Below are 18,565 nucleotides of genomic sequence, written 5' to 3'. Positions count from 1 at the left end.
CGGTGGTCCGAGGCAGCACCCGCCCCACCAGCCGGGACGTCGCCCAAGCGGCCGGCGTCTCGCAGGCCGCCGTCTCCCTCGTCCTGGGCGACAAATGGCGCGGCCGGGTCTCCGAGGCCACCGCCGAACGCGTCCGCGAGGCCGCGCGGGAGCTCGCCTACCGGCCCAACCTGGCCGCCCGCAATCTGCGCCTCGGCCGTACCCGCACAGTCCTGCTCGTCGTCCCCGCGCTGACCACCGAGTTCTTCGCCGGCGTCTACACCGGTGCCGCCCGCGTCGCCGCCGACCATGGCTTCGGCGTCGTCCTCTACCCCTCCCCCGAAGGCATCGGCCCGGCCCGCGACCCCTTCGCCTCCGCCCAGGCCGCCCTGGACGGCGTCCTCGCCTCCTCCATGGCCGCCGACGCCCTCACCGCCATCCGCGGCGACCAGCTGCCCCTGGTGATGCTCGACAGCGACCCCGCGGGCAGCCTCGGCGCGGCCACCGTCAACCTGGACATCGCCGACGGCGTCCGCCAGGTCGGCGAGCACCTCCTCGGCCTCGGCCACCGGCACTTCCTGCACCTCGCGGCCGACGTGCCCTCCTGGACGTTCGAGGTACGCGCGCGTGAACTCGCCCGGCGGATCGGCGCCGTACCGGGGACGTCCCTGCGCGCCGCACCCGCGCCCGCGCCGATCTCCATCGACGGCGCGCTGGCCGCCACCGAAGCCGCGCTCGGCCCGGCGCAGGCGCGCCCGACCGCGATCGTCTGCGACGACGACATGCTCGCCGCCGGCGCCTACAAGGCACTGCGCCGGCTCGGCCTGCGCGTCCCCGAGGACGTCTCCGTCACCGGCGTCGACGACCTCGGCCTCGCCACCGCCATCGACCCCGAGCTCACCACCGTACGACTGGACGCCGAGCGGTTCGGCGAACACGGCATGCGAGCCCTGCTCGCCGTCCTGGAGGGCCGCACACCCGCCGCCGGGGACATCCCCGTCGAACTCGTGGTGCGCGGCTCCACGGCACCGCCCAAGGCCTCCTGAACGCCACTGCGCCCCGGCCGTCACCGACCGGGGCGCAGTGGCGCGCGTGGTACTACTCCTCGTCGCTGCTCTCGGCCTCGGTGGCCGTGCTGCCCGCCTGCAGCAGCCGGCCGAGCTGCGGGCCGACGATCCGCTTGAACTTGCGCTGCTGCGGCCGCGTGCGGTCCAGCACCGCCACCTCGAGACGCTCGGCGGGGATCTCCCGCTCCGTGCCGTTGGTGTCCCGGGACAGCGCCCGCACGGCCAGCTGGAGCGCCTCGGCGAGGCTCATGCCGTCGCGGTGGTGCTGGTCCAGGAAGCCACTGATCTGCTCGGCGTTGCCGCCGACCGCCACCGAGCCGTGCTCGTCCACGATCGAGCCGTCGTGCGGCAGCCGGTAGATCTGGTCGCCCTCCGGCGTCTCCCCCACCTCGGCCACGACCAACTCCACCTCGTACGGCTTCTCCGCCGCCGACGAGAAGATCGTGCCCAGCGTCTGGGCGTAGACGTTGGCCAGACCCCGGGCGGTGACGTCGTCCCGGTCGTAGGTGTAACCGCGCAGGTCGGCGTAGCGGACGCCACCGATCCGGAGGTTCTCGTACTCGTTGTACTTGCCGGCCGCGGCGAAGCCGATCCGGTCGTAGATCTCGCTGAACTTGTGCAGCGCGCGGGACGGGTTCTCGCCGGCGAACACGATGCCGTCGGCGTACTGCATGACGACCAGGCTGCGGCCACGCGCGATGCCCTTGCGGGCGTACTCGGCGCGGTCGGCCATCGCCTGCTGGGGTGAGACATAGAACGGCGTCGACACCGGTTATCCGTCCCTTTCTGTGGAAGTCACTGGATCACCTTGACAACAAATCCGGGCCCGGCCCTCAGAGCAGGGCGGCGCGGGGGCCGTCCGGCTGCTCCAGACGCCGCTGCAGCACCGAGCGGGCGATCTCGGAGGACTCGTCGTCGGTGAGCCGGCGGAAACCGTCCTCGGTGATCACGGTGACGATGGGGTAGATCCGGCGGGCGACATCGGGACCACCGGTCGCCGAGTCGTCGTCTGCCGCGTCGTACAGGGCCTGCACCACCAGGGTCGTGGCGTCGGCCTCGGTGAGGTCCTCGCGGTACAGCTTCTTCATCGCGCCCCGGGCGAAGACCGAACCCGAGCCGGTGGCGGCGAAGCCGCGCTCCTCGGTACGGCCGCCGGTGACGTCGTAGGAGAAGATGCGGCCCTTGGCGCGGTCCACGTCGTACCCCGCGAACAGGGGCACCACGGCCAGGCCCTGCATGGCCATGCCGAGGTTGGAACGGATCATCGTCGACAGGCGGTTGGCCTTGCCCTCCAGCGACAGCTGGGCGCCCTCGACCTTCTCGAAGTGCTCCAGTTCGAGCTGGAAGAGCTTGACCATCTCGACGGCGAGACCGGCGGTGCCGGCGATGCCGACGGCAGAGTACTCGTCGGCCGGGAACACCTTCTCGATGTCGCGCTGCGCGATGACGTTGCCCATGGTGGCCCGGCGGTCGCCGGCCAGCACCACGCCGCCCGGGAACGTCGCGGACACGATGGTCGTCCCGTGCGGCGCCTCGATCACACCCTGGACCGGAGGCAGCCGGCGCTTGCCCGGCAGCAGCTCCGGCTGGTGCTCGGCGAGGAAGTCCATGAAGGAGGAGGATCCTGGCGTCAGGAAGGCAGCAGGTAGACGCCCGGTGCCACGAGAGTTGGCTTCCACGAGGTTCCTTCCGGATAGGCCGAAATAACGGTTGAAGCTTGGTATGCCACGGACCTTACCCGGCTCGCGGCGGTGATCCACATCCCCGGCGGAAGCCTTCGGGCGGGGAGCACCCGGCACGGCCTGCGGAGTGCGAAGACCGGTGGTCCACGACAGGGTCGCGGGCCCACCGGTCGCTCACACCCCGCTCCCCCGCCTTCGAAAGTGAAGGCAGTTCCGGCTTACTGCCCGCCCTTTTGCACGAAGGAGCGCACGAAGTCCTCTGCGTTCTCCTCGAGGACGTCGTCGATCTCGTCCAGGACGGAGTCCACGTCGTCGCTCAGCTTCTCGTGGCGCTCCTTGAGGTCGTCCGAGGCCTGTGCGTCCTGCGCCTGCTCCTCGACCTCCTCCGTGGAGCGCGTGGCCTTCTGCTGGCCGCCACCGGTGTCCTTGGTTGCCATAACCCTCACCCCGCTCTTTCGCCCGACATGGGTCGACAGGTCGGCATTCCTGCCGATCGGTGATGATCAGACCCTACAAGCCGGGTCCGACATCGGCCCCGCAGTTTCCACAACGTGCGGGGGCCACCTCGATGATTCCCGGCCGGGGGCATTTCCACCCTGTTCCGGCCGGGGAGGCCGACGAGTACCCTCAGCTGCCCGAGAGCACCCTGACCAGGTCTTCCGCCGTGCGACAGCGGTCCAGCAGCTCCTTGACGTGATTTCGCGTTCCGCGAAGCGGTTCGAGGGTTGGGACCCGCTGGAGGGAGTCCCGGCCCGGCAGGTCGAAGATGACCGAGTCCCAGGAGGCGGCGGCCACGTCGTCGGCGTACTGCTCCAGGCAGCGGCCGCGGAAGTACGCACGCGTGTCCTCCGGCGGCTTCTGGATGGCCCGCTCGACCTCCGCCTCGTCCAGCAGCCGCTTCATGCGGCCGCGGGCCACCAGGCGGTTGTACAGGCCCTTCTCGGGGCGTACGTCGGCGTACTGGAGGTCCACCAGGTGCAGGCGCGCCGCGTCCCAGTCGAGGCTGTCACGGCGCCGGTAGCCCTCCATCACCTCGCGCTTGGCGACCCAGTCCAGCTCGCCGGCCAGACTCATCGGGTCGTTCTCCAGGCGCGTGAGGGTGTCCTCCCAGCGTGCGAGCACGTCCTTGGTCTGTTCGTCGGCGTCCGCCCCGAAGCGCTCCTCGACGTACTTGCGGGACAGCTCGAAGTACTCCATCTGCAGCTGCACCGCGGTGAGTGTGCGGCCGCTGCGCAGGGTGACCAGGCGCTTGAGGGAGGGGTCGTGCGAGACCTGGTGCAGCGTGCGGACCGGCTGGTCGACGGCGAGATCGACCGCGATGAAGCCGTCCTCGATCATCGACAGCACGAGCGCCGTCGTGCCGAGCTTGAGGTAGGTGGAGATCTCCGACAGGTTCGCGTCGCCGATGATCACGTGCAGGCGGCGGTACTTCTCGGCGTCCGCGTGCGGCTCGTCGCGGGTGTTGATGATGGGGCGCTTGAGAGTGGTCTCCAGGCCGACCTCGACCTCGAAGTAGTCCGCGCGCTGGCTGAGCTGGAAGCCGTGCTCGTGGCCGTCCTGGCCGATGCCGACGCGACCGGCGCCGGCGAAGACCTGTCGGGAGATGAAGAAGGGCGTCAGGTGGCGCACGATGTCCGAGAAGGGGGTCTCCCGCTTCATCAGGTAGTTCTCGTGCGTGCCGTAGGACGCGCCCTTGTTGTCGGTGTTGTTCTTGTAGAGGTGGATCGGCTGGGCACCGGGGAGCTGGGCGGCCCGCTCCGCGGCTTCCGCCATGATCCGCTCGCCGGCCTTGTCCCACAGGACGGCGTCGCGCGGGTTGGTGACCTCGGGGGCGCTGTACTCGGGGTGCGCGTGGTCGACGTAGAGGCGGGCGCCGTTGGTGAGGATGACGTTGGCCAGGCCGATGTCCTCGTCGGTGAGCTGGCTGGAGTCGGCGGCCTCGCGGGCGAGGTCGAAGCCCCGCGCGTCCCTCAGCGGATTCTCCTCCTCGAAGTCCCAGCGGGCACGGCGGGCCCGGTGCATCGCCGCCGCGTAGGCGTTGACGATCTGGGACGAGGTGAGCATGGCATTGGCATTGGGGTGGCCGGGGACGGAGATGCCGTACTCCGTCTCGATGCCCATTACTCGCCGTACGGTCATGCGGCCCTCCTTGCCCGGCGGCACCCTCGGTCGTAGGCGCCGCTCAAGTACCGCGATTGCTCCGGTGCGTGTGCGGTGCCCCTCCCCGCACTGCGCGACCGGGCGGTACGGAAGAGCCTAGAACGCCTTTGCGCTGGTGGGGAGATCATTTGCGTCATTGCCATGTGTGCTGTGCCCCGGATCCGGCCGGAAAAAACAGCGGGCTGCGGGTACCCGGCGAGGGCACCCGCAGCCACCCTGCTTTTACAGGTACTGACCGGTGTTCGCCACCGTGTCGATGGAGCGTCCGGTGTCCGCGCCCTGCTTTCCGGTGATGAGGGTGCGGATGTAGACGATCCGCTCGCCCTTCTTTCCGGAGATCCGGGCCCAGTCGTCCGGGTTGGTCGTGTTCGGGAGGTCCTCGTTCTCCTTGAACTCGTCCACGCACGCCTGGAGGAGGTGGGAGACGCGAAGGCCCTTCTGGGTCTTCTCCAGGAAATCCTTGATCGCCATCTTCTTGGCCCGGCCCACGATGTTCTCGATCATGGCGCCGGAGTTGAAGTCCTTGAAGTAGAGGACTTCCTTGTCACCGTTGGCGTAGGTGACCTCCAGGAAGCGGTTCTCCTCGGACTCCGCGTACATGTGCTCGACCGCGGTCTGGATCATGGCCTGGACCGTGGCCGACTTGTCGCCGCCGTGCTCGGCGAGGTCGTCGCCGTGCAGCGGGAGGCGCTCGGTGAGGTACTTGCCGAAGATGTCCTTGGCGGCCTCGGCGTCCGGGCGCTCGATCTTGATCTTCACGTCGAGCCGGCCGGGGCGCAGGATGGCGGGGTCGATCATGTCCTCGCGGTTGGAGGCGCCGATCACGACCACGTTCTGCAGGCCTTCCACGCCGTCGATCTCGGCGAGCAGCTGCGGGACGATGGTGTTCTCCACGTCCGAGCTGACGCCGGAGCCACGGGTGCGGAAGAGGGACTCCATCTCGTCGAAGAAGACGATCACGGGGGTACCCTCGGACGCCTTCTCCCGGGCCCGCTGGAAGACCAGGCGGATCTGCCGCTCGGTCTCACCGACGTACTTGTTCAGCAGCTCGGGGCCCTTGATGTTGAGGAAGAAGCTCTTGCCGGCGGCCTGGCCGGTGACCTCGGCGACCTTCTTGGCCAGCGAGTTCGCGACGGCCTTGGCGATCAGCGTCTTACCACATCCAGGGGGACCGTAGAGCAGCACGCCCTTGGGCGGCCGCAGTTCGTGCTCCTTGAACAGGTCGGGGTACAGGTACGGAAGCTCCACCGCGTCACGGATGGCTTCGATCTGGCCGCCGAGGCCGCCGATGGCCTCGTAACCGATGTCGGGGACCTCTTCGAGGACGAGTTCCTCGACCTCGCTCTTGGGCACGACCTCGTAGACGTAGCCGGAGCGGGGTTCGAGCAGGAGCGCATCGCCGGGGCGGATGGTCACGTCCAGCAGCGGCTCGGCGAGCCGCACCACCCGTTCCTCGTCGGTGTGCCCGAGCACCAGGGCGCGCTCGCCGTCCTCGAGGATCTCCTTGAGGGTGACGATGTCGCCGACGCTCTCGTACTCCATGGCCTCGACCACGTTGAGCGCCTCGTTGAGCATGACCTCCTGGCCACGCCTGAGGTCGTCGAGCTCGACGTTGGGGCTGACGTTCACGCGGAGCTTGCGGCCGCCGGTGAAGATGTCGGCGGTGCCGTCCTCGTTGGCCTGCAGGAAGACGCCGAAGCCGGCCGGCGGCTGCGCGAGCCGGTCGACCTCTTCCTTGAGGGCCACGATCTGGTCGCGGGCCTCGCGCAGGGTGTTGGCGAGCCGCTCGTTCTGTGCGGACACGCCGGCCAGGTTGGTCTGCAGCTCGACGATCCGCTCTTCGAGAATCCTCGTGTGTCGCGGAGAGTCGGCGAGCTTGCGCCGCAGGACGGCGATCTCCTGCTCAAGGTAGGCAATCTGCCCGGACGGGTCGTCGGACCCGCGTCCCGGGCGGATGCCGCGGTCAATGTCGTCGTCGTGGGCTGCCACGGTCCTCACCTCCTCCAAGGGGAGCTGGACGCTTCCAGACCCTACCTGGGCGGGTGTCGATTGAAACCCCTAGATCACAAAGACGGTCGGGGTGTGTCCGATCTTCACCCTTGCGCTCTCCCTCACGCCAGGGGAATACCCACTGAACGTGGTGGGGAAGCGGGCCCAGGTAGGGTCGAAGCGTTCAACACCCGTCAGAGCCTGCATCGTTCCCGTGCGGCTCGACCGTAAACGGCAGGAGAGGTGAGTCGTGCAGCAGGAGGCCGCGTCCGCGGGCGAGGCGCTGGAGGTCTGGATCGATCAGGACCTGTGTACCGGCGACGGCATCTGCGCCCAGTACGCGCCGGAGGTGTTCGAGCTGGACATCGACGGTCTGGCCTACGTCAAGGGCGCCGGCGAGGAGCTGCTGCAGGCGCCGGGCGCGACGGTGCCGGTGCCGCTGCCGCTGCTGACGGACGTGGTGGACTCGGCCCGCGAGTGTCCGGGCGAGTGCATCCACGTACGCCGGGTCGCGGACCGGGTCGAGGTGTACGGCCCGGACGCCGAGTGACCGTCCGGGCGCCGGGCGTTAAGTCGTCTTCAAGACGCTTCCGAGGGCGGTCACGCGCCACGCGCGCGTGACCGCCCTGCGGTATGTCTGATTCCTCACACCGGCACGGCGCGGGTCACACGCTGTGCGCCGCCGCGGGCGTCGAGCGGACGAACGCGCCGTCCTCCCAGTGCCACTTCACGCTCTTCCGTACGTCGGGGCAGCAGGCGGGCACGTCGTCGGAGGAGTAACCGAGCAGGGTGGCGTGCACGGTTTTGTCGCGTACGGCGATGTCGCTGACGTTGGTGCGGTCCTTGGGGTCGGCCAGGGTCGCCACGAGGCGCGGCCGGCCGGTGCCGGACGCGCGTGTGAGGACGTAGACGCCGTCGGGCGGGGTGCCCATGGGGGCGTCACAGTGCACGACCGCGACGGTCTCGGGCCGGTGGTCGCCGTCGAGGTCGCCGGTGGCCTGCTTCACGACGACGGCCTTGACGGGGCCGCAGTCCAGGGGGAAGTCCACGCCGGTGGTGGCGGGGGCGGCCAGGGTGGTGGTTTCCGCGCCCGGTGTCGGGGCAGCCGTGGCCGTGCGGGGTTGCAGCAGGGAGGAGAGCGCGACGACACCGGCCAGGGCGGTGGCGGTCGCGAGCCAGTGGATGGGGCGGGTGTGCGTGTGGGCCAGTTCCGGGACGGCGGATTGCTGCACTAGGAGTGTCTCCCGTGAGGGCTGTGCCGGTGGGGGTGGCCAGCATGGTGCCACACGTCACAGTACGGCGGAACGGCGGGGTACGCCTTGCCTTCCTGCCGGTGCGACGCGGTTACAGGACGGCGGGGCCGCGGCTTCGAGAGGACGGCACGCGGCTTCAAGACGACGGCGCCGTGGCCGAGTTCCGCGCGGGGTGCGGGAACTCGGCCACGGCGCCGGTGCGTTGCCGGGGTGAGACTGCCTCAGCGGCCGAGGCCGCCGTCGGCGTTGGGGCCGCTGTAGTCCTCGCCGTAGGCGCCCTTGGCGGGGCGGCGGCGGCGCATGGGCGGCTCGACGCCGTCGGCGAGGCGGCGGGCGGTGAGGAGGAAGCCGGTGTGGCCGATCATCCGGTGGTCGGGGCGTACGGCCAGGCCCTCGATGTGCCAGTTGCGGATCATGGTCTCCCAGGCGGTCGGCTCGTTGAAGCCGCCGATCTCCCGGATGGACTCCACGGTCCGGGCGAGCTGGGTGGTGGTGGCGACGTAGCAGCAGACGATGCCGCCGGGCACCAGCGCCTTGGAGACGGCCTCCAGGCACTCCCAGGGGGCGAGCATGTCGAGGATGACGCGGTCGACCTCGGTGTCGGACAGGTTGTCCTGGAGGTCGCCGACGGTGAGCTGCCAGGCCGGGTGCGGGCCGCCGAAGTAGCGCTCCACGTTCTGCTTGGCGATCTCGGCGAAGTCCTCACGCCGCTCGTAGCTGTGCAGCATGCCCTGGTCGCCGATGGCCCGCAGCAGGAAGCTGCTGAGCGAGCCGGAGCCGACGCCGGCCTCCACGACGCGGGCGCCGGGGAAGATGTCGGCGAAGGCGAGGATCTGCCCCGCGTCCTTCGGGTAGACGACGGCGGCCCCGCGGGGCATGGACAGGACGTAGTCGGGGAGCAGGGGGCGCAGCGCGAGGTAGGCGACGTTGCCGGTGGTGCGGACAACGCTGCCCTCGGGAGCGCCGATCAGTTCGTCGTGCGGGAAGCTCCCCTTGTGGGTGTGGAAGTTCTTCCCGGCCTCGAGCGTGAACGTGTAGTGGCGGCCCTTTGGGTCGGTCAGCTGTACCTGGTCCCCGACCTTGAAGGGCCCGCGGCGGCGGGCGGCACCGGTCGGTTCGGACATGTGACCAGCCTACCGGGGTTTGCGGGGGCCGCGGACCACACCCCGCGCGGGGGGAGAGCGGGGTTCAGCTGGGCCGGGCCATGGCCTTGACGAAGGCGCGCTCGACGTCGGCGGCGGACAGGACGCCGTAGATCTCGCCGGTGTCCTCGACCACGAGGTATTCGGTGGCGGGGGTGGCGCGCAGGACTTCCAGGAGGTCCTCACCGGCGAGTTCGGCGGAGACCCGCATGCCCTCGGTGAGGTCCTGGGCGAGGTTGCTGACGGCGACCCAGGGGCGGCGGTGTTCGGGGACGCCGACGATGGCGGCCTCGCGGACAAGGGAGAGGGGTTCGCCGTCGGTGTCGACGACGACGAGGGCGCGGGCGCCGGCGTCGTTGGCGCGGCGCAGGGCCTCGGAGAGCGGGGTGTCGGTGTGGACGGGGACCGCGCGCCGGGTGAGGTTGCGGGCGCGCAGTTCGGGCAGGTGCTCGCGCAGGCGGGCGACGCGCAGGCTGTTGCCGGCGCCGGTCCAGATGATCGCGGCGAGGATGGCGGCGAGCAGGGCGTCGGTGACGGTGTCCATGCCGACGCTGTCCTCGGCGCTGGAGCCGAGGGCGCCGGACTGGGTGAGCAGCGGCAGGCCGATCAGGACGGAGACGGCGAGGGCGCGGCCGACCCAGGCGGCGGCGATGGTGCCGCTCATGGGCTTGCCGGTGATCTTCCAGACGACGGCGCGGAGCATGCGGCCGCCGTCGAGGGGCAGGCCGGGCAGGAAGTTGAAGATCGCCACGATGAGGTTGGAGATCATCAGGCCGGCCAGCAGGACGCCGGGGACGGTGCCGGGCTCGACGGGCTGCATGGCGAGATAGAAGACGCCGGCCAGGACGAGGGACAGCAGCGGGCCGACGAAGGCCAGCACGAACTCCCGTCCGGGGGTCTCGGCCTCCTTCTCGATCTCGCTGACCCCGCCGAAGAACTGCAGCCGGATGCGGCGCACCGGGAGCTTGAAGTGCAGGGCGGCGACGGTGTGGGCCAGCTCGTGCACGAGCACGGAGGCGTAGAAGGCGACGGCGAAGAAGAGGGAGACGAGGTAGCGGGCGGCGCCGAGCTCGGGCAGCACGCGGTCGAGCTGCCCGCCGAACACCCAGGTGATCAGCGCGGCGACGAGGAACCAGCTGGGCGCGACGTACACGGGCACGCCGAAGGGGCGGCCCATGAGCAGCCCGCTGCGCGGCTCCGGCGGCCGCGGGGAGCGTCCGCCGGATCCTGCGCCGGCTCCCCCGTGGGCGTGGCTGCGGTCGGGGTGCTGATCGCGCGGATCGGCAGCGGGCGGGTGCTGCGGGTGCGGGGGGTTGTGGGGGGCGGGGGCGTGGTGCGGAGGGTCGTGGGGGGCGGCGGGGGTGGGTCGTTCGCCCGCGGTGCCCTGGCCGGGGGCCGGCGTGGTGGGCTCGGTCCCCGGAGCCTCGGGCTCGGTCCCGGGGGTCTCGGCGGGCTCCGGCCGTCCGCCGGGGCGGGAGGCGGGGTTCTCGGCTGCCGAGGTGCGGGGGGCGGGCGCGTCGCCGGGGGCGGCCGGCTCACTGCCGGGGCGTGCGGCGGGGGCGTCCGGGGCGGTGGGCGCGGGCTCGGGGGGCTCGGCGCCGGAGGCGGGCGCGGGGGTGGCCTTCTGCTCGCCCTGGTCGGACGGCCCGTGGGAGCCGGTGGGCTCGGGGTGTGCGGGGGCGGCGGGTGGGGTGGGCGGGCCGGCGTGGTGCTCGGCCGCCTCGTCGTCGCCCGACCGCGGCTGCGCGCTCCGGCCGCTCTCGTCCACGGTGTCCCCTCGTTCGAAGCGTCTTCCGAACCGGCGGGCCGGAAGCGGTCTCGGGTCGATGGTATGCGTCCGTCGCGGCGCGTTCCGCCCCGGCACCCCCCGTGTTCGCCGTGCCGTACCCCGCCCGCCGGGTGTCGCGGGTTGGGTCACTGTCAGTGGCGGGCCGTAAGGTCTTGGGGCATGGAGACGAGCAGCGAGGGAACGGCCGGGCCGGGCGGCGGCGACACCGAGACGGTGCCGCCGCCGTCCGAGGCGCCAGGCGTGGCGAGGGCGCACGGGCCGCTCGCCGCGACGGTGCCGGGCCAGGAGGCGGGGCACGGGGTCGCGGCGGCGGACACGCCGTCGATACGGCCCGCAGCCGACGCGTCCCCCGACGCCGCTGTCCCCGCCGGCACCACGGTGACCCCGGCCGGTGGCGAGGCGCTGTCCGAGGCGTCCCTCTCCTCCTCCGAGGACGGGCACCCGGAGGCCGCCGCCCCCGCCGCACCGCGGCCGGAGCGTGCCGCGCCCGTCAGCCTGTCGCCCTCCCGCGCCGGCGACTTCATGCAGTGCCCGTTGCTGTACCGGTTCCGGGTGATCGACCGGCTGCCGGAGAAGCCGAGCGCGGCGGCCACGCGGGGCACGCTGGTGCACGCGGTGCTGGAGCGGCTCTTCGACGCCCCGGCGGCCGAGCGGACCGCGCCGCGCGCCAAGTCGCTCATCCCGGGTCAGTGGGAGCGGCTGCGGGAGAGCCGTCCGGAGGTCACCGAGCTGTTCGCCGACGATCCGCAGGGCGAGCGGCTGGCGCAGTGGCTGGCGGAGGCCGAGCAGCTCGTGGAGCGCTGGTTCACGCTGGAGGATCCGACGCGTCTGGAGCCCGCGGAGCGCGAGCTGTTCGTCGAGGCCGAGCTGGAGTCCGGGCTGACCCTGCGCGGGATCATCGACCGGGTGGACGTCGCGCCGACCGGGGAAGTGCGGATCGTCGACTACAAGACCGGCAAGGCGCCCCGGCCCGAGTACGCCGAGGGCGCGCTGTTCCAGATGAAGTTCTACGCCCTCGTCGTGTGGCGTCTGAAGAACGTCGTTCCGCGGCGGTTGCAGCTGGTCTACCTCGGCAGCGGGGACGTCCTGACCTACGACCCGGACCTCGCCGACCTGGAGCGGGTGGAGCGCAAGCTGCTGGCGCTGTGGGAGGCGATCCGGCAGGCCACCGAGACCGGTGAGTGGCGGCCGCGGCCGACCAAGCTGTGCGGCTGGTGCGACCACCAGGCGCACTGCCCGGAGTTCGGCGGCACTCCCCCGCCGTATCCGCTCCCGGTGCGCACGCCCGGTTCCGGCGGCGCCTGAGCCACCGGTCCTTCCCAGAGGGCGAAGCCCGGCCACGCATGATCGGCGCGGGCGCGCCCCTGGGGAAGACGGGCGGCGGGCGCAGGGCAGAATGGGCCCGGACGAGCGAAGGAGACTTACGTGACCATCCGTGTCCTACTGGTCGACGACCAGCCGCTGCTGCGTACGGGCTTCCGGATGATCCTGGAGGCCGAGCAGGACATCGCGGTCGTCGGCGAGGCCGGGGACGGCCTCCAGGCGCTCGACCAGGTGCGCGCCCTGCAGCCCGACGTCGTACTGATGGACATCCGCATGCCCCGGATGGACGGGGTGGAGGCGACCCGGCAGATCACCGGGCCGGAGCGCAACGGCCCGGCCAAGGTGCTGGTGCTGACCACCTTCGACCTCGACGAGTACGTGGTGGAGGCGCTGCGGGCGGGGGCGAGCGGCTTCCTGCTCAAGGACGCGCCCGCGAACGAGCTGGTGCAGGCGATCCGCGTGGTGGCCGGCGGCGAGGCGATGCTCGCGCCGAGCATCACCCGGCGGCTGCTGGACAAGTACGCCACCCATCTTCCCTCCGGCGAGGAGCCGGTCCCGGACACGCTGCACACGCTGACCGACCGTGAGGTCGAGGTGCTGAAGCTGGTGGCGCGCGGCCTGTCGAACGCGGAGATCGCCGCCGACCTGTTCGTCAGCGAGACCACCGTCAAGACGCATGTGGGCCATGTCCTGACGAAGCTGGGCCTGCGCGACCGCGTACAGGCCGCGGTGTACGCCTACGAGAGCGGCCTGGTGCGCCCCGGCGCGCAGTAGAACATCCCGCACGCGACACAAGGGCGCCCCTGCCCCCGGTCATCCGGGGGCGGGGGCGCCCTTGTTGCGTGAGCTGCCGCTCAGGCCCTGGCCAGAGGGAAGGCGTTCAGCTCTTGTGCAGCTGCCAGAAGCGGAACACCGTCGAGGCGTCGAGGCAGGACTCGAGGCCGTAGACGCCGTCGCGCACCACCGCGTACTGCTTGCCCTGCCACACGGGCAGGACCGGCACGTCGTCGGCGACGATGTCCTGCAGCTCGCCGTATTCCTTGTCGGTGGAGGCGCGGTCGCTCTGTGCCGCGGTGCGCGGAATGAGCCTGCCGGTGATGGTCTTGTTGCCGTAGTTGTTGCCCAGCACGTTGCCCTGGCCGAAGAAGGGGGCCGTGAAGTTGTCGGCGTCGGGGTAGTCGGGCACCCAGCCCTTGACGTAGACGCCGTACTTGCCGGCCGCGATGTCCTTCTCGTACTGGTCGAAGGCCACCGACTTCACGTCGGCCTCGAACAGCCCGCTGGCGTTGAGCTGGTCGGCTATCGCCTTCAGCTCGGCGTCGGTGGCGGGGCCGTAGCGGGACGGCGTGGACCACAGGGTGAGCTTGACCTTGCCGGTGATGCCGGCGGCGCGCAGGGCCTCCTTGGCCTTGGCCTTGGAGGGGCGGGCGCCGTAGGTGTTGAAGAAGGACGTGGTGTGGCCCGCGATACCGGCCGGGATGATCGAGTACAGCGGCGTGGCGGTGCCCTGGTAGACGTCCCGGATGAGGGCGTCGCGGTCGAGAAGGTGGGCGATGGCCTTGCGCACCCCGGCCTTTCCGGCGACGGGGTCGTTCATGTTGAAGACCAGGTGCTGGACCTCGGCGCTGCTGCCCTCGACCACCTCGACGCCCGAACTGCCGCCGCTCTTTTGGATGTCGGCGATGTCGGCCGCGCTCAGGCCTCGGTAGGCGGCGTCGACCTTGCCGTCGAGGAGGGCCTGCTTCAGGGCGCTCTGGTCGCCGTGGAAGAACTTCAGCGTGACGCCGGAGTTCTTCACCTTGGCGGTGCCCTGGTAGTTGCCGTTGACCGAGAAGACGGCCTCTTCGTCGTTGAAGGAGTCCAGCTTGTAGGGGCCGGAGCCGACGGCCTTGCCGTCCTTGCGCAGGCCGTTCGCGTCGTACTGGCCGTGGTCGACGATGGATCCGGCGCCCGAGGCGATCTTGCTGGGGAAGGTCGCGTCGGAGGTCTTGAGCTGGAAGACGACCGTCTTGTCGTCCGGTGTCTCCACCGAGGCGAGCGACGGGAACATGATCGCCGGGCCGGCGGGGTCGTTGATCTTCAGCATGCGGTCGAAGGAGAACTTCACGTCCTTCGAGGTGAGCGGGTCACCGTTGCTGAACTTCAGGTCGTCCTTGAGGGTGCACCGGTAGACCTGGGCCTGGGTGTCGGTGAAGCCGCACTGCTTCGCCGCCTCCGGCTGCGGCTCGGTGGCTCCTTCCGGGAAGCTCAGCAGCGACTGGAAGACGTTGTTGAACAACAGCCAGGAACCCGGGTCGTAGCCCGAGGCGGGGTCCGTGGCCAGGACGTCGTCGGACATCCCCATCACCACGGCGGAGCCGGTTCCCCCGGAATCGCCGTCCTCCGTTCCACATCCGGTCAACAGGCCGGAGGCCAGCCCGGCCACGAGGGGCAGGACCGGCCACTGGTTGCGCATGTTCACGTACGTGTGCCTTGTCTTCGGTTCTCCGACAGCCCGGGGCCCGTCGACGGGCCCCGGGCACAGGGTGCGTCAGCCGCTCACACCGCGGCCGAGCTCCCACAGCTGCAGGGTCGAGGTGTTGTTCAACGCGTAGGCGGTGCCCGTGATGTCGTCGCGGGCGGCGACGTACTGCTTACCCTGCCACAGCGGCAGGACGGGCACGTCGTCGGCCACGATGTCCTGGATGTCCGTCAGGCTCTTCGCGGCGGCGAGCCGGTCGGCCTCACGCCGGGACTGCGGGATCAGCTGGTTGATGATCTCACTGTTCCGGTACGGCGACTTGAGGAAGTTGTCCTTGTCGAGGAACGGCGCGAGGTAGTTGTCGGCGTCCGGGAAGTCCGGGAACCAGCCCATGCCCCACACGTCGTAGGCGCCCTTGCGCTCGGCGGGGACGAAGGCGTCCCAGGACGTGCCCTGGATCTGGACGTCGAACAGGCCGCTGGAGTTGAGCTGCTGCTGGAGCACCTCGAACTCCCGCTTGGTGACCGCGCCGTAGTGGTCGGTGGTGTAGTGCAGGGTCAGCTTGACCGGGGTGGAGATGCCGGCCTTCTCCAGCAGCGACTTGGCCTTGGCGGCGCTGGGGTCGCCGTACTTGTTGAAGAACGAGTTGGAGTGGCCGGTGACGGTCGCCGGGACCAGCGAGTACAGCGGCTCGGCCTGGGTGCCGTACACCTGCGAGACCAGGGCGCCTCGGTCGACGACCTGGGCGACGGCCCTGCGCACGGCCTTGTCCTTGACGGACTGCGCGTTGGTGTTGAAGGCGAGGTAGCGGATCTCCAGGCCGGGCATGCTCACCAGGTCGATGTTCTTGCCGGAGCCGCCGGAGAGCTTGCGCACCTGGTCCGGGGACATGGTGCGGCTCATGAGGTCGATGTCGCCCTTCTCCAGCGCCGTGCCCATGGCGTCGGCGGTGTCGAAGGAGACCAGCTCGACCTTGCTGTTGTTCACGGTCAAGGAACCCTTGTAGTCGGGGTTCTTGGTGAACACGGCCTTGGTCATGGAGTCGCCGTCGGTCTCGGCCTTGAGGGTGTACGGCCCGGAGCCGTCCACCGAGAACCCTTCGCGCAGCTTGTCCTTGGGGTAGTCGGCAGGGTCGATGATGCCCGCGACGGGGGTGGACAGCTTGTACGGGAAGGTCGCGTCGGACGTCTTCAGGTGGAAGACGACCTCCTTGTCGCCCTGCGTCTCGACGGTGTCGACGGTGGACAGCAGGGCGGCCACGCCGGAGTCGGCCTGGATGGCGCGGGCCCGGTCGATGGAGTACTTCACGGCGTTGGCGGTGACGGCGTCCCCGTTGGAGAACGTCAGTCCGTCGCGCAGCTTGCAGGCGTAGCGCTCGTTGCCGCTGTCGGTGAAGCCACAGCTCTGGGCCGCCTCGGGCGTCGGCTGGCCGCCGCCCTTGGGCAGGGTCATCAGGGTCTGCACGGTCTGGCGCAGGATGTTCCAGCTGCCGACGTCGTAGGCGTAGGCCGGGTCGAGCGGAGCCGGGGCGTCCTCGGTGGCGGTGAACCGGTCGGTGGTGCCGACGGCGATGGCGTCTCCGCCGCCGCTGCCCGCGTGGGTCCCGCCGCAGGCGGCGAGTACGGGGGCGAGCAGGCCGGCCATGGCCGGCAGCACCAGAGTCTTGCGGTTCATGCTCGAGTTTCTCCAGAGCGTCTGACTCCGTGTATCCCGCATGCAGGGGTGTCGCAGCGGAGCACGGGGGTAAGGGGCGATGTTCTCGCGATGAGATTAGTCCGCGCCCGAGGGGCGGTTCGCGGGCCGTGGAGTTCAGGCCCCATCACGCTGCGAAACCGGGCGGGGACACAACGAAAACCCGACAGGGGAAGGATTCGTGCAGGGTTTCATCAATCGGGACACAAGGGTCCGCGCCGCAGCCGCCGTTGGGGGTGGACAGCCAGGGGCCCACCCCTTCCCGAACCCTTCTGGCGTGGGGAACGTCACACGCGTGCAGGGTGCACGGGGGGCGCAATTCCCGCTCCACCGCACGCCGGGAATTCACCGGAGCGCGCCCCGCTGCCCGTGAGCGGAATTCCCCGCCGATGGGCGGGACACGCTGGGTGAACGGTTACCGCATATGCGTCATCAGGCCACGCAGAAAAGCGAGATCGACTTCTTCCAGGGAGGTCACGACAGTGCGCCGGGCGGCCGGGCCGATGGGTGCCACGGAGGGCACCGCGACGACGTGGCAGCCCGCGGCCTCGGCCGCCGCGACTCCGGTCGCGGTGTCCTCGACGACCGCGCAGCGCGCCGGATCGACGCCCAGCCCTGCCGCCGCGAGGAGATAGGGGTCGGGGTGCGGCTTGGTGCGGGAGACCTCGTCGCCTGCGATGCTCAGCGAGAAGTGGTGGGGGCCGAGCGTGGTCAGCACGCGGTCGATGATGCGGCGGTGGGAGGCGGAGACCAGGGCCGTGGGCACGGCCTGCTCGTGCAGCTCTGCCAGCAGCCGGGCCGCGCCGGGCATCAGCGGCAGGGCGTCGCCGATAAGGTCCTCGAAGCCCTGGTTGAGCAGGACGGTCAGCTCGGCGAGGGGGATGTCGGCGCCCGTCGCCTCGATCAGGAACCCCGCGCTGCGGGTCATGGGACCGCCGACCACGACATGACGCCATGAGTCGTCGAGGGCATGGCCGAGGGAGGCGAACACCTCGACCTCGACGTCCCACCAGAAGCCCTCGGTGTCCACCAGGGTGCCGTCCATGTCCAGGAGCACGGCCTGCAGTGCGGAGCCTTCGGCCGTCTTGGTACCGAGCGCGGGGACCGTCGTCGTCATCCGGCGTACCTCCTTGGGGACGATCAGGCCGGTTCCCGAGGGGAACCGGCCTGCGCTGGACCGACCAGTGTACGACGTTTTCGATCGACGTGCCCGAGATGCCGGTCGCAGCCCGTCGAACGGGGTCACCGTGCGTTGAAGTACTTCGCCTCCGGGTGGTGGATCACGATGGCGTCCGTGGACTGCTCGGGGTGGAGCTGGAACTCCTCCGACAGGTGCACGCCGATGCGCTCCGGCTGGAGCAGATCCGCGATCTTGGCGCGGTCCTCCAGCTCGGGGCAGGCGCCGTAGCCGAGCGAGAAGCGGGCACCGCGGTACTTCAGCTCGAACATGCCCTGGATCTCGTCCGGGTCCTCCCCGGCGTAGCCGAGCTCGGAACGCACGCGCGCGTGCCAGTACTCGGCGAGGGCCTCGGCCAGCTGGACGGACAGGCCGTGCAGCTCCAGGTAGTCGCGGTAGGCGTTGGCCTCGAAGAGACGGGCGGTCTCCTCACCGATGCGCGAGCCGACGGTGACGACCTGGAAGCCGACCACGTCGGTCTCCCCCGACTCCTCCGGGCGGAAGAAGTCGGCCAGGCAGAGCCGGCGGCCGCGGCGCTGGCGCGGGAAGGTGAAGCGGGTGCGCTCGTTCCCGGCCTCGTCGAGGACGATCAGGTCGTCGTCCTTCGACACGCACGGGAAGTAGCCGTAGACGACGGCCGCCTCCAGCAGGTTCTCCGTCTGGAGCCGCTCCAGCAGGCCGCGCAGCCGGGGCCGGCCCTCGGTCTCGACCAGCTCCTCGTACGTGGGGCCCTCGCCGGTGCGGGCCTGCTTCAGCCCCCATTGGCCCTTGAACAGGGCGCCTTCGTCGAGCCAGGAGGCGTACTCCTTGAGCTGGATGCCCTTGATCACGCGGGTGCCCCAGAACGGCGG

Annotated in this window: 16 protein-coding genes; 4 read left to right on the top strand and 12 right to left on the bottom strand. The window is 70.6% G+C overall.

The features are described from left to right. The first annotated feature begins 2 nt into the window (after positions 1-2). Positions 3-1,025 carry a LacI family DNA-binding transcriptional regulator gene (locus ACF1GV_RS34160; protein ID WP_391688758.1) on the top strand — a complete coding sequence of 341 codons (1,023 nt, stop codon included), beginning with the start codon at positions 3-5 and terminating at the stop codon, positions 1,023-1,025. Positions 1,026-1,077: 52 nt separating this feature from the next. Here ACF1GV_RS34160 and prcA read toward each other — a convergent pair whose 3' ends face one another. From prcA to arc, 5 genes are all read right to left on the bottom strand, one after another. Next, on the bottom strand, positions 1,078-1,815 hold the full coding sequence (gene prcA, locus ACF1GV_RS34155) for a proteasome subunit alpha (protein ID WP_391688755.1): 738 nt from the start codon (positions 1,813-1,815) through the stop codon (positions 1,078-1,080). 64 nt (positions 1,816-1,879) lie between these two features. Continuing rightward, positions 1,880-2,725, bottom strand: coding sequence for a proteasome subunit beta (gene prcB, locus ACF1GV_RS34150; protein WP_391688752.1), 846 nt, complete (start codon positions 2,723-2,725; stop codon positions 1,880-1,882). 221 nt (positions 2,726-2,946) lie between these two features. After that, entirely contained in the window at positions 2,947-3,165 is a 219-nt protein-coding gene (locus ACF1GV_RS34145; protein ID WP_181794039.1) for a ubiquitin-like protein Pup, read from the bottom strand. Positions 3,166-3,355: 190 nt separating this feature from the next. Further along, entirely contained in the window at positions 3,356-4,867 is a 1,512-nt protein-coding gene (gene dop, locus ACF1GV_RS34140; protein ID WP_391688748.1) for a depupylase/deamidase Dop, read from the bottom strand. Between the two features lie 243 nt (positions 4,868-5,110). Then, positions 5,111-6,877 (bottom strand): proteasome ATPase, encoded by a 1,767-nt coding sequence (arc, locus tag ACF1GV_RS34135; protein WP_363264895.1) that lies wholly within the window; start codon positions 6,875-6,877, stop codon positions 5,111-5,113. 250 nt (positions 6,878-7,127) lie between these two features. Here arc and ACF1GV_RS34130 point away from each other — a divergent pair, with 250 nt between their 5' ends. After that, positions 7,128-7,427 (top strand): ferredoxin, encoded by a 300-nt coding sequence (locus ACF1GV_RS34130; protein ID WP_391688744.1) that lies wholly within the window; start codon positions 7,128-7,130, stop codon positions 7,425-7,427. A 115-nt stretch (positions 7,428-7,542) separates the two neighbouring features. On the opposite strand, the gene ACF1GV_RS34125 is transcribed toward ACF1GV_RS34130, so the two are convergent. The 3 genes from ACF1GV_RS34125 to ACF1GV_RS34115 all read right to left on the bottom strand — a co-directional run bounded on the left by ACF1GV_RS34125 (position 7,543) and on the right by ACF1GV_RS34115 (position 11,040). Beyond that, positions 7,543-8,109 (bottom strand): hypothetical protein, encoded by a 567-nt coding sequence (locus tag ACF1GV_RS34125; protein ID WP_391688742.1) that lies wholly within the window; start codon positions 8,107-8,109, stop codon positions 7,543-7,545. Between the two features lie 242 nt (positions 8,110-8,351). Then, positions 8,352-9,254, bottom strand: coding sequence for a tRNA (adenine-N1)-methyltransferase (locus ACF1GV_RS34120; RefSeq protein WP_363264892.1), 903 nt, complete (start codon positions 9,252-9,254; stop codon positions 8,352-8,354). A gap of 64 nt (positions 9,255-9,318) precedes the next feature. Further along, positions 9,319-11,040 carry a site-2 protease family protein gene (locus ACF1GV_RS34115; protein WP_391688739.1) on the bottom strand — a complete coding sequence of 574 codons (1,722 nt, stop codon included), beginning with the start codon at positions 11,038-11,040 and terminating at the stop codon, positions 9,319-9,321. Positions 11,041-11,220: 180 nt separating this feature from the next. Between ACF1GV_RS34115 and ACF1GV_RS34110 the strand changes: the two genes are divergently transcribed. After that, complete coding sequence (locus ACF1GV_RS34110; protein WP_391688736.1) at positions 11,221-12,366, top strand: RecB family exonuclease; 1,146 nt, start codon at positions 11,221-11,223, stop codon at positions 12,364-12,366. A 120-nt stretch (positions 12,367-12,486) separates the two neighbouring features. After that, a complete protein-coding gene (locus ACF1GV_RS34105) occupies positions 12,487-13,158 on the top strand; it encodes a response regulator (protein WP_391688733.1) in 672 nt (223 codons plus the stop codon). Between the two features lie 106 nt (positions 13,159-13,264). Here the strand turns inward: ACF1GV_RS34105 and ACF1GV_RS34100 are convergent, their stop codons facing one another. From ACF1GV_RS34100 to ACF1GV_RS34085, 4 genes are all read right to left on the bottom strand, one after another. After that, entirely contained in the window at positions 13,265-14,845 is a 1,581-nt protein-coding gene (locus tag ACF1GV_RS34100) for an ABC transporter substrate-binding protein (protein ID WP_391688730.1), read from the bottom strand. A gap of 69 nt (positions 14,846-14,914) precedes the next feature. Further along, on the bottom strand, positions 14,915-16,519 hold the full coding sequence (locus ACF1GV_RS34095) for an ABC transporter substrate-binding protein (RefSeq protein WP_391688727.1): 1,605 nt from the start codon (positions 16,517-16,519) through the stop codon (positions 14,915-14,917). Positions 16,520-16,952: 433 nt separating this feature from the next. Next, positions 16,953-17,654: an HAD family hydrolase gene (locus ACF1GV_RS34090; RefSeq protein WP_391688724.1), complete on the bottom strand. Its 702-nt coding sequence runs from the start codon at positions 17,652-17,654 to the stop codon at positions 16,953-16,955. A gap of 125 nt (positions 17,655-17,779) precedes the next feature. Then, positions 17,780-18,565: vitamin B12 dependent-methionine synthase activation domain-containing protein (locus ACF1GV_RS34085; protein WP_391688721.1), on the bottom strand; the 786-nt coding region annotated here is incomplete at its 5' end.

This window comes from Streptomyces sp. NPDC014006 (assembly GCF_043088925.1).
Taxonomy (GTDB): Bacteria; Actinomycetota; Actinomycetes; order Streptomycetales; family Streptomycetaceae; genus Streptomyces.
This window is presented reverse-complemented; position numbering and strand designations above follow the sequence as displayed.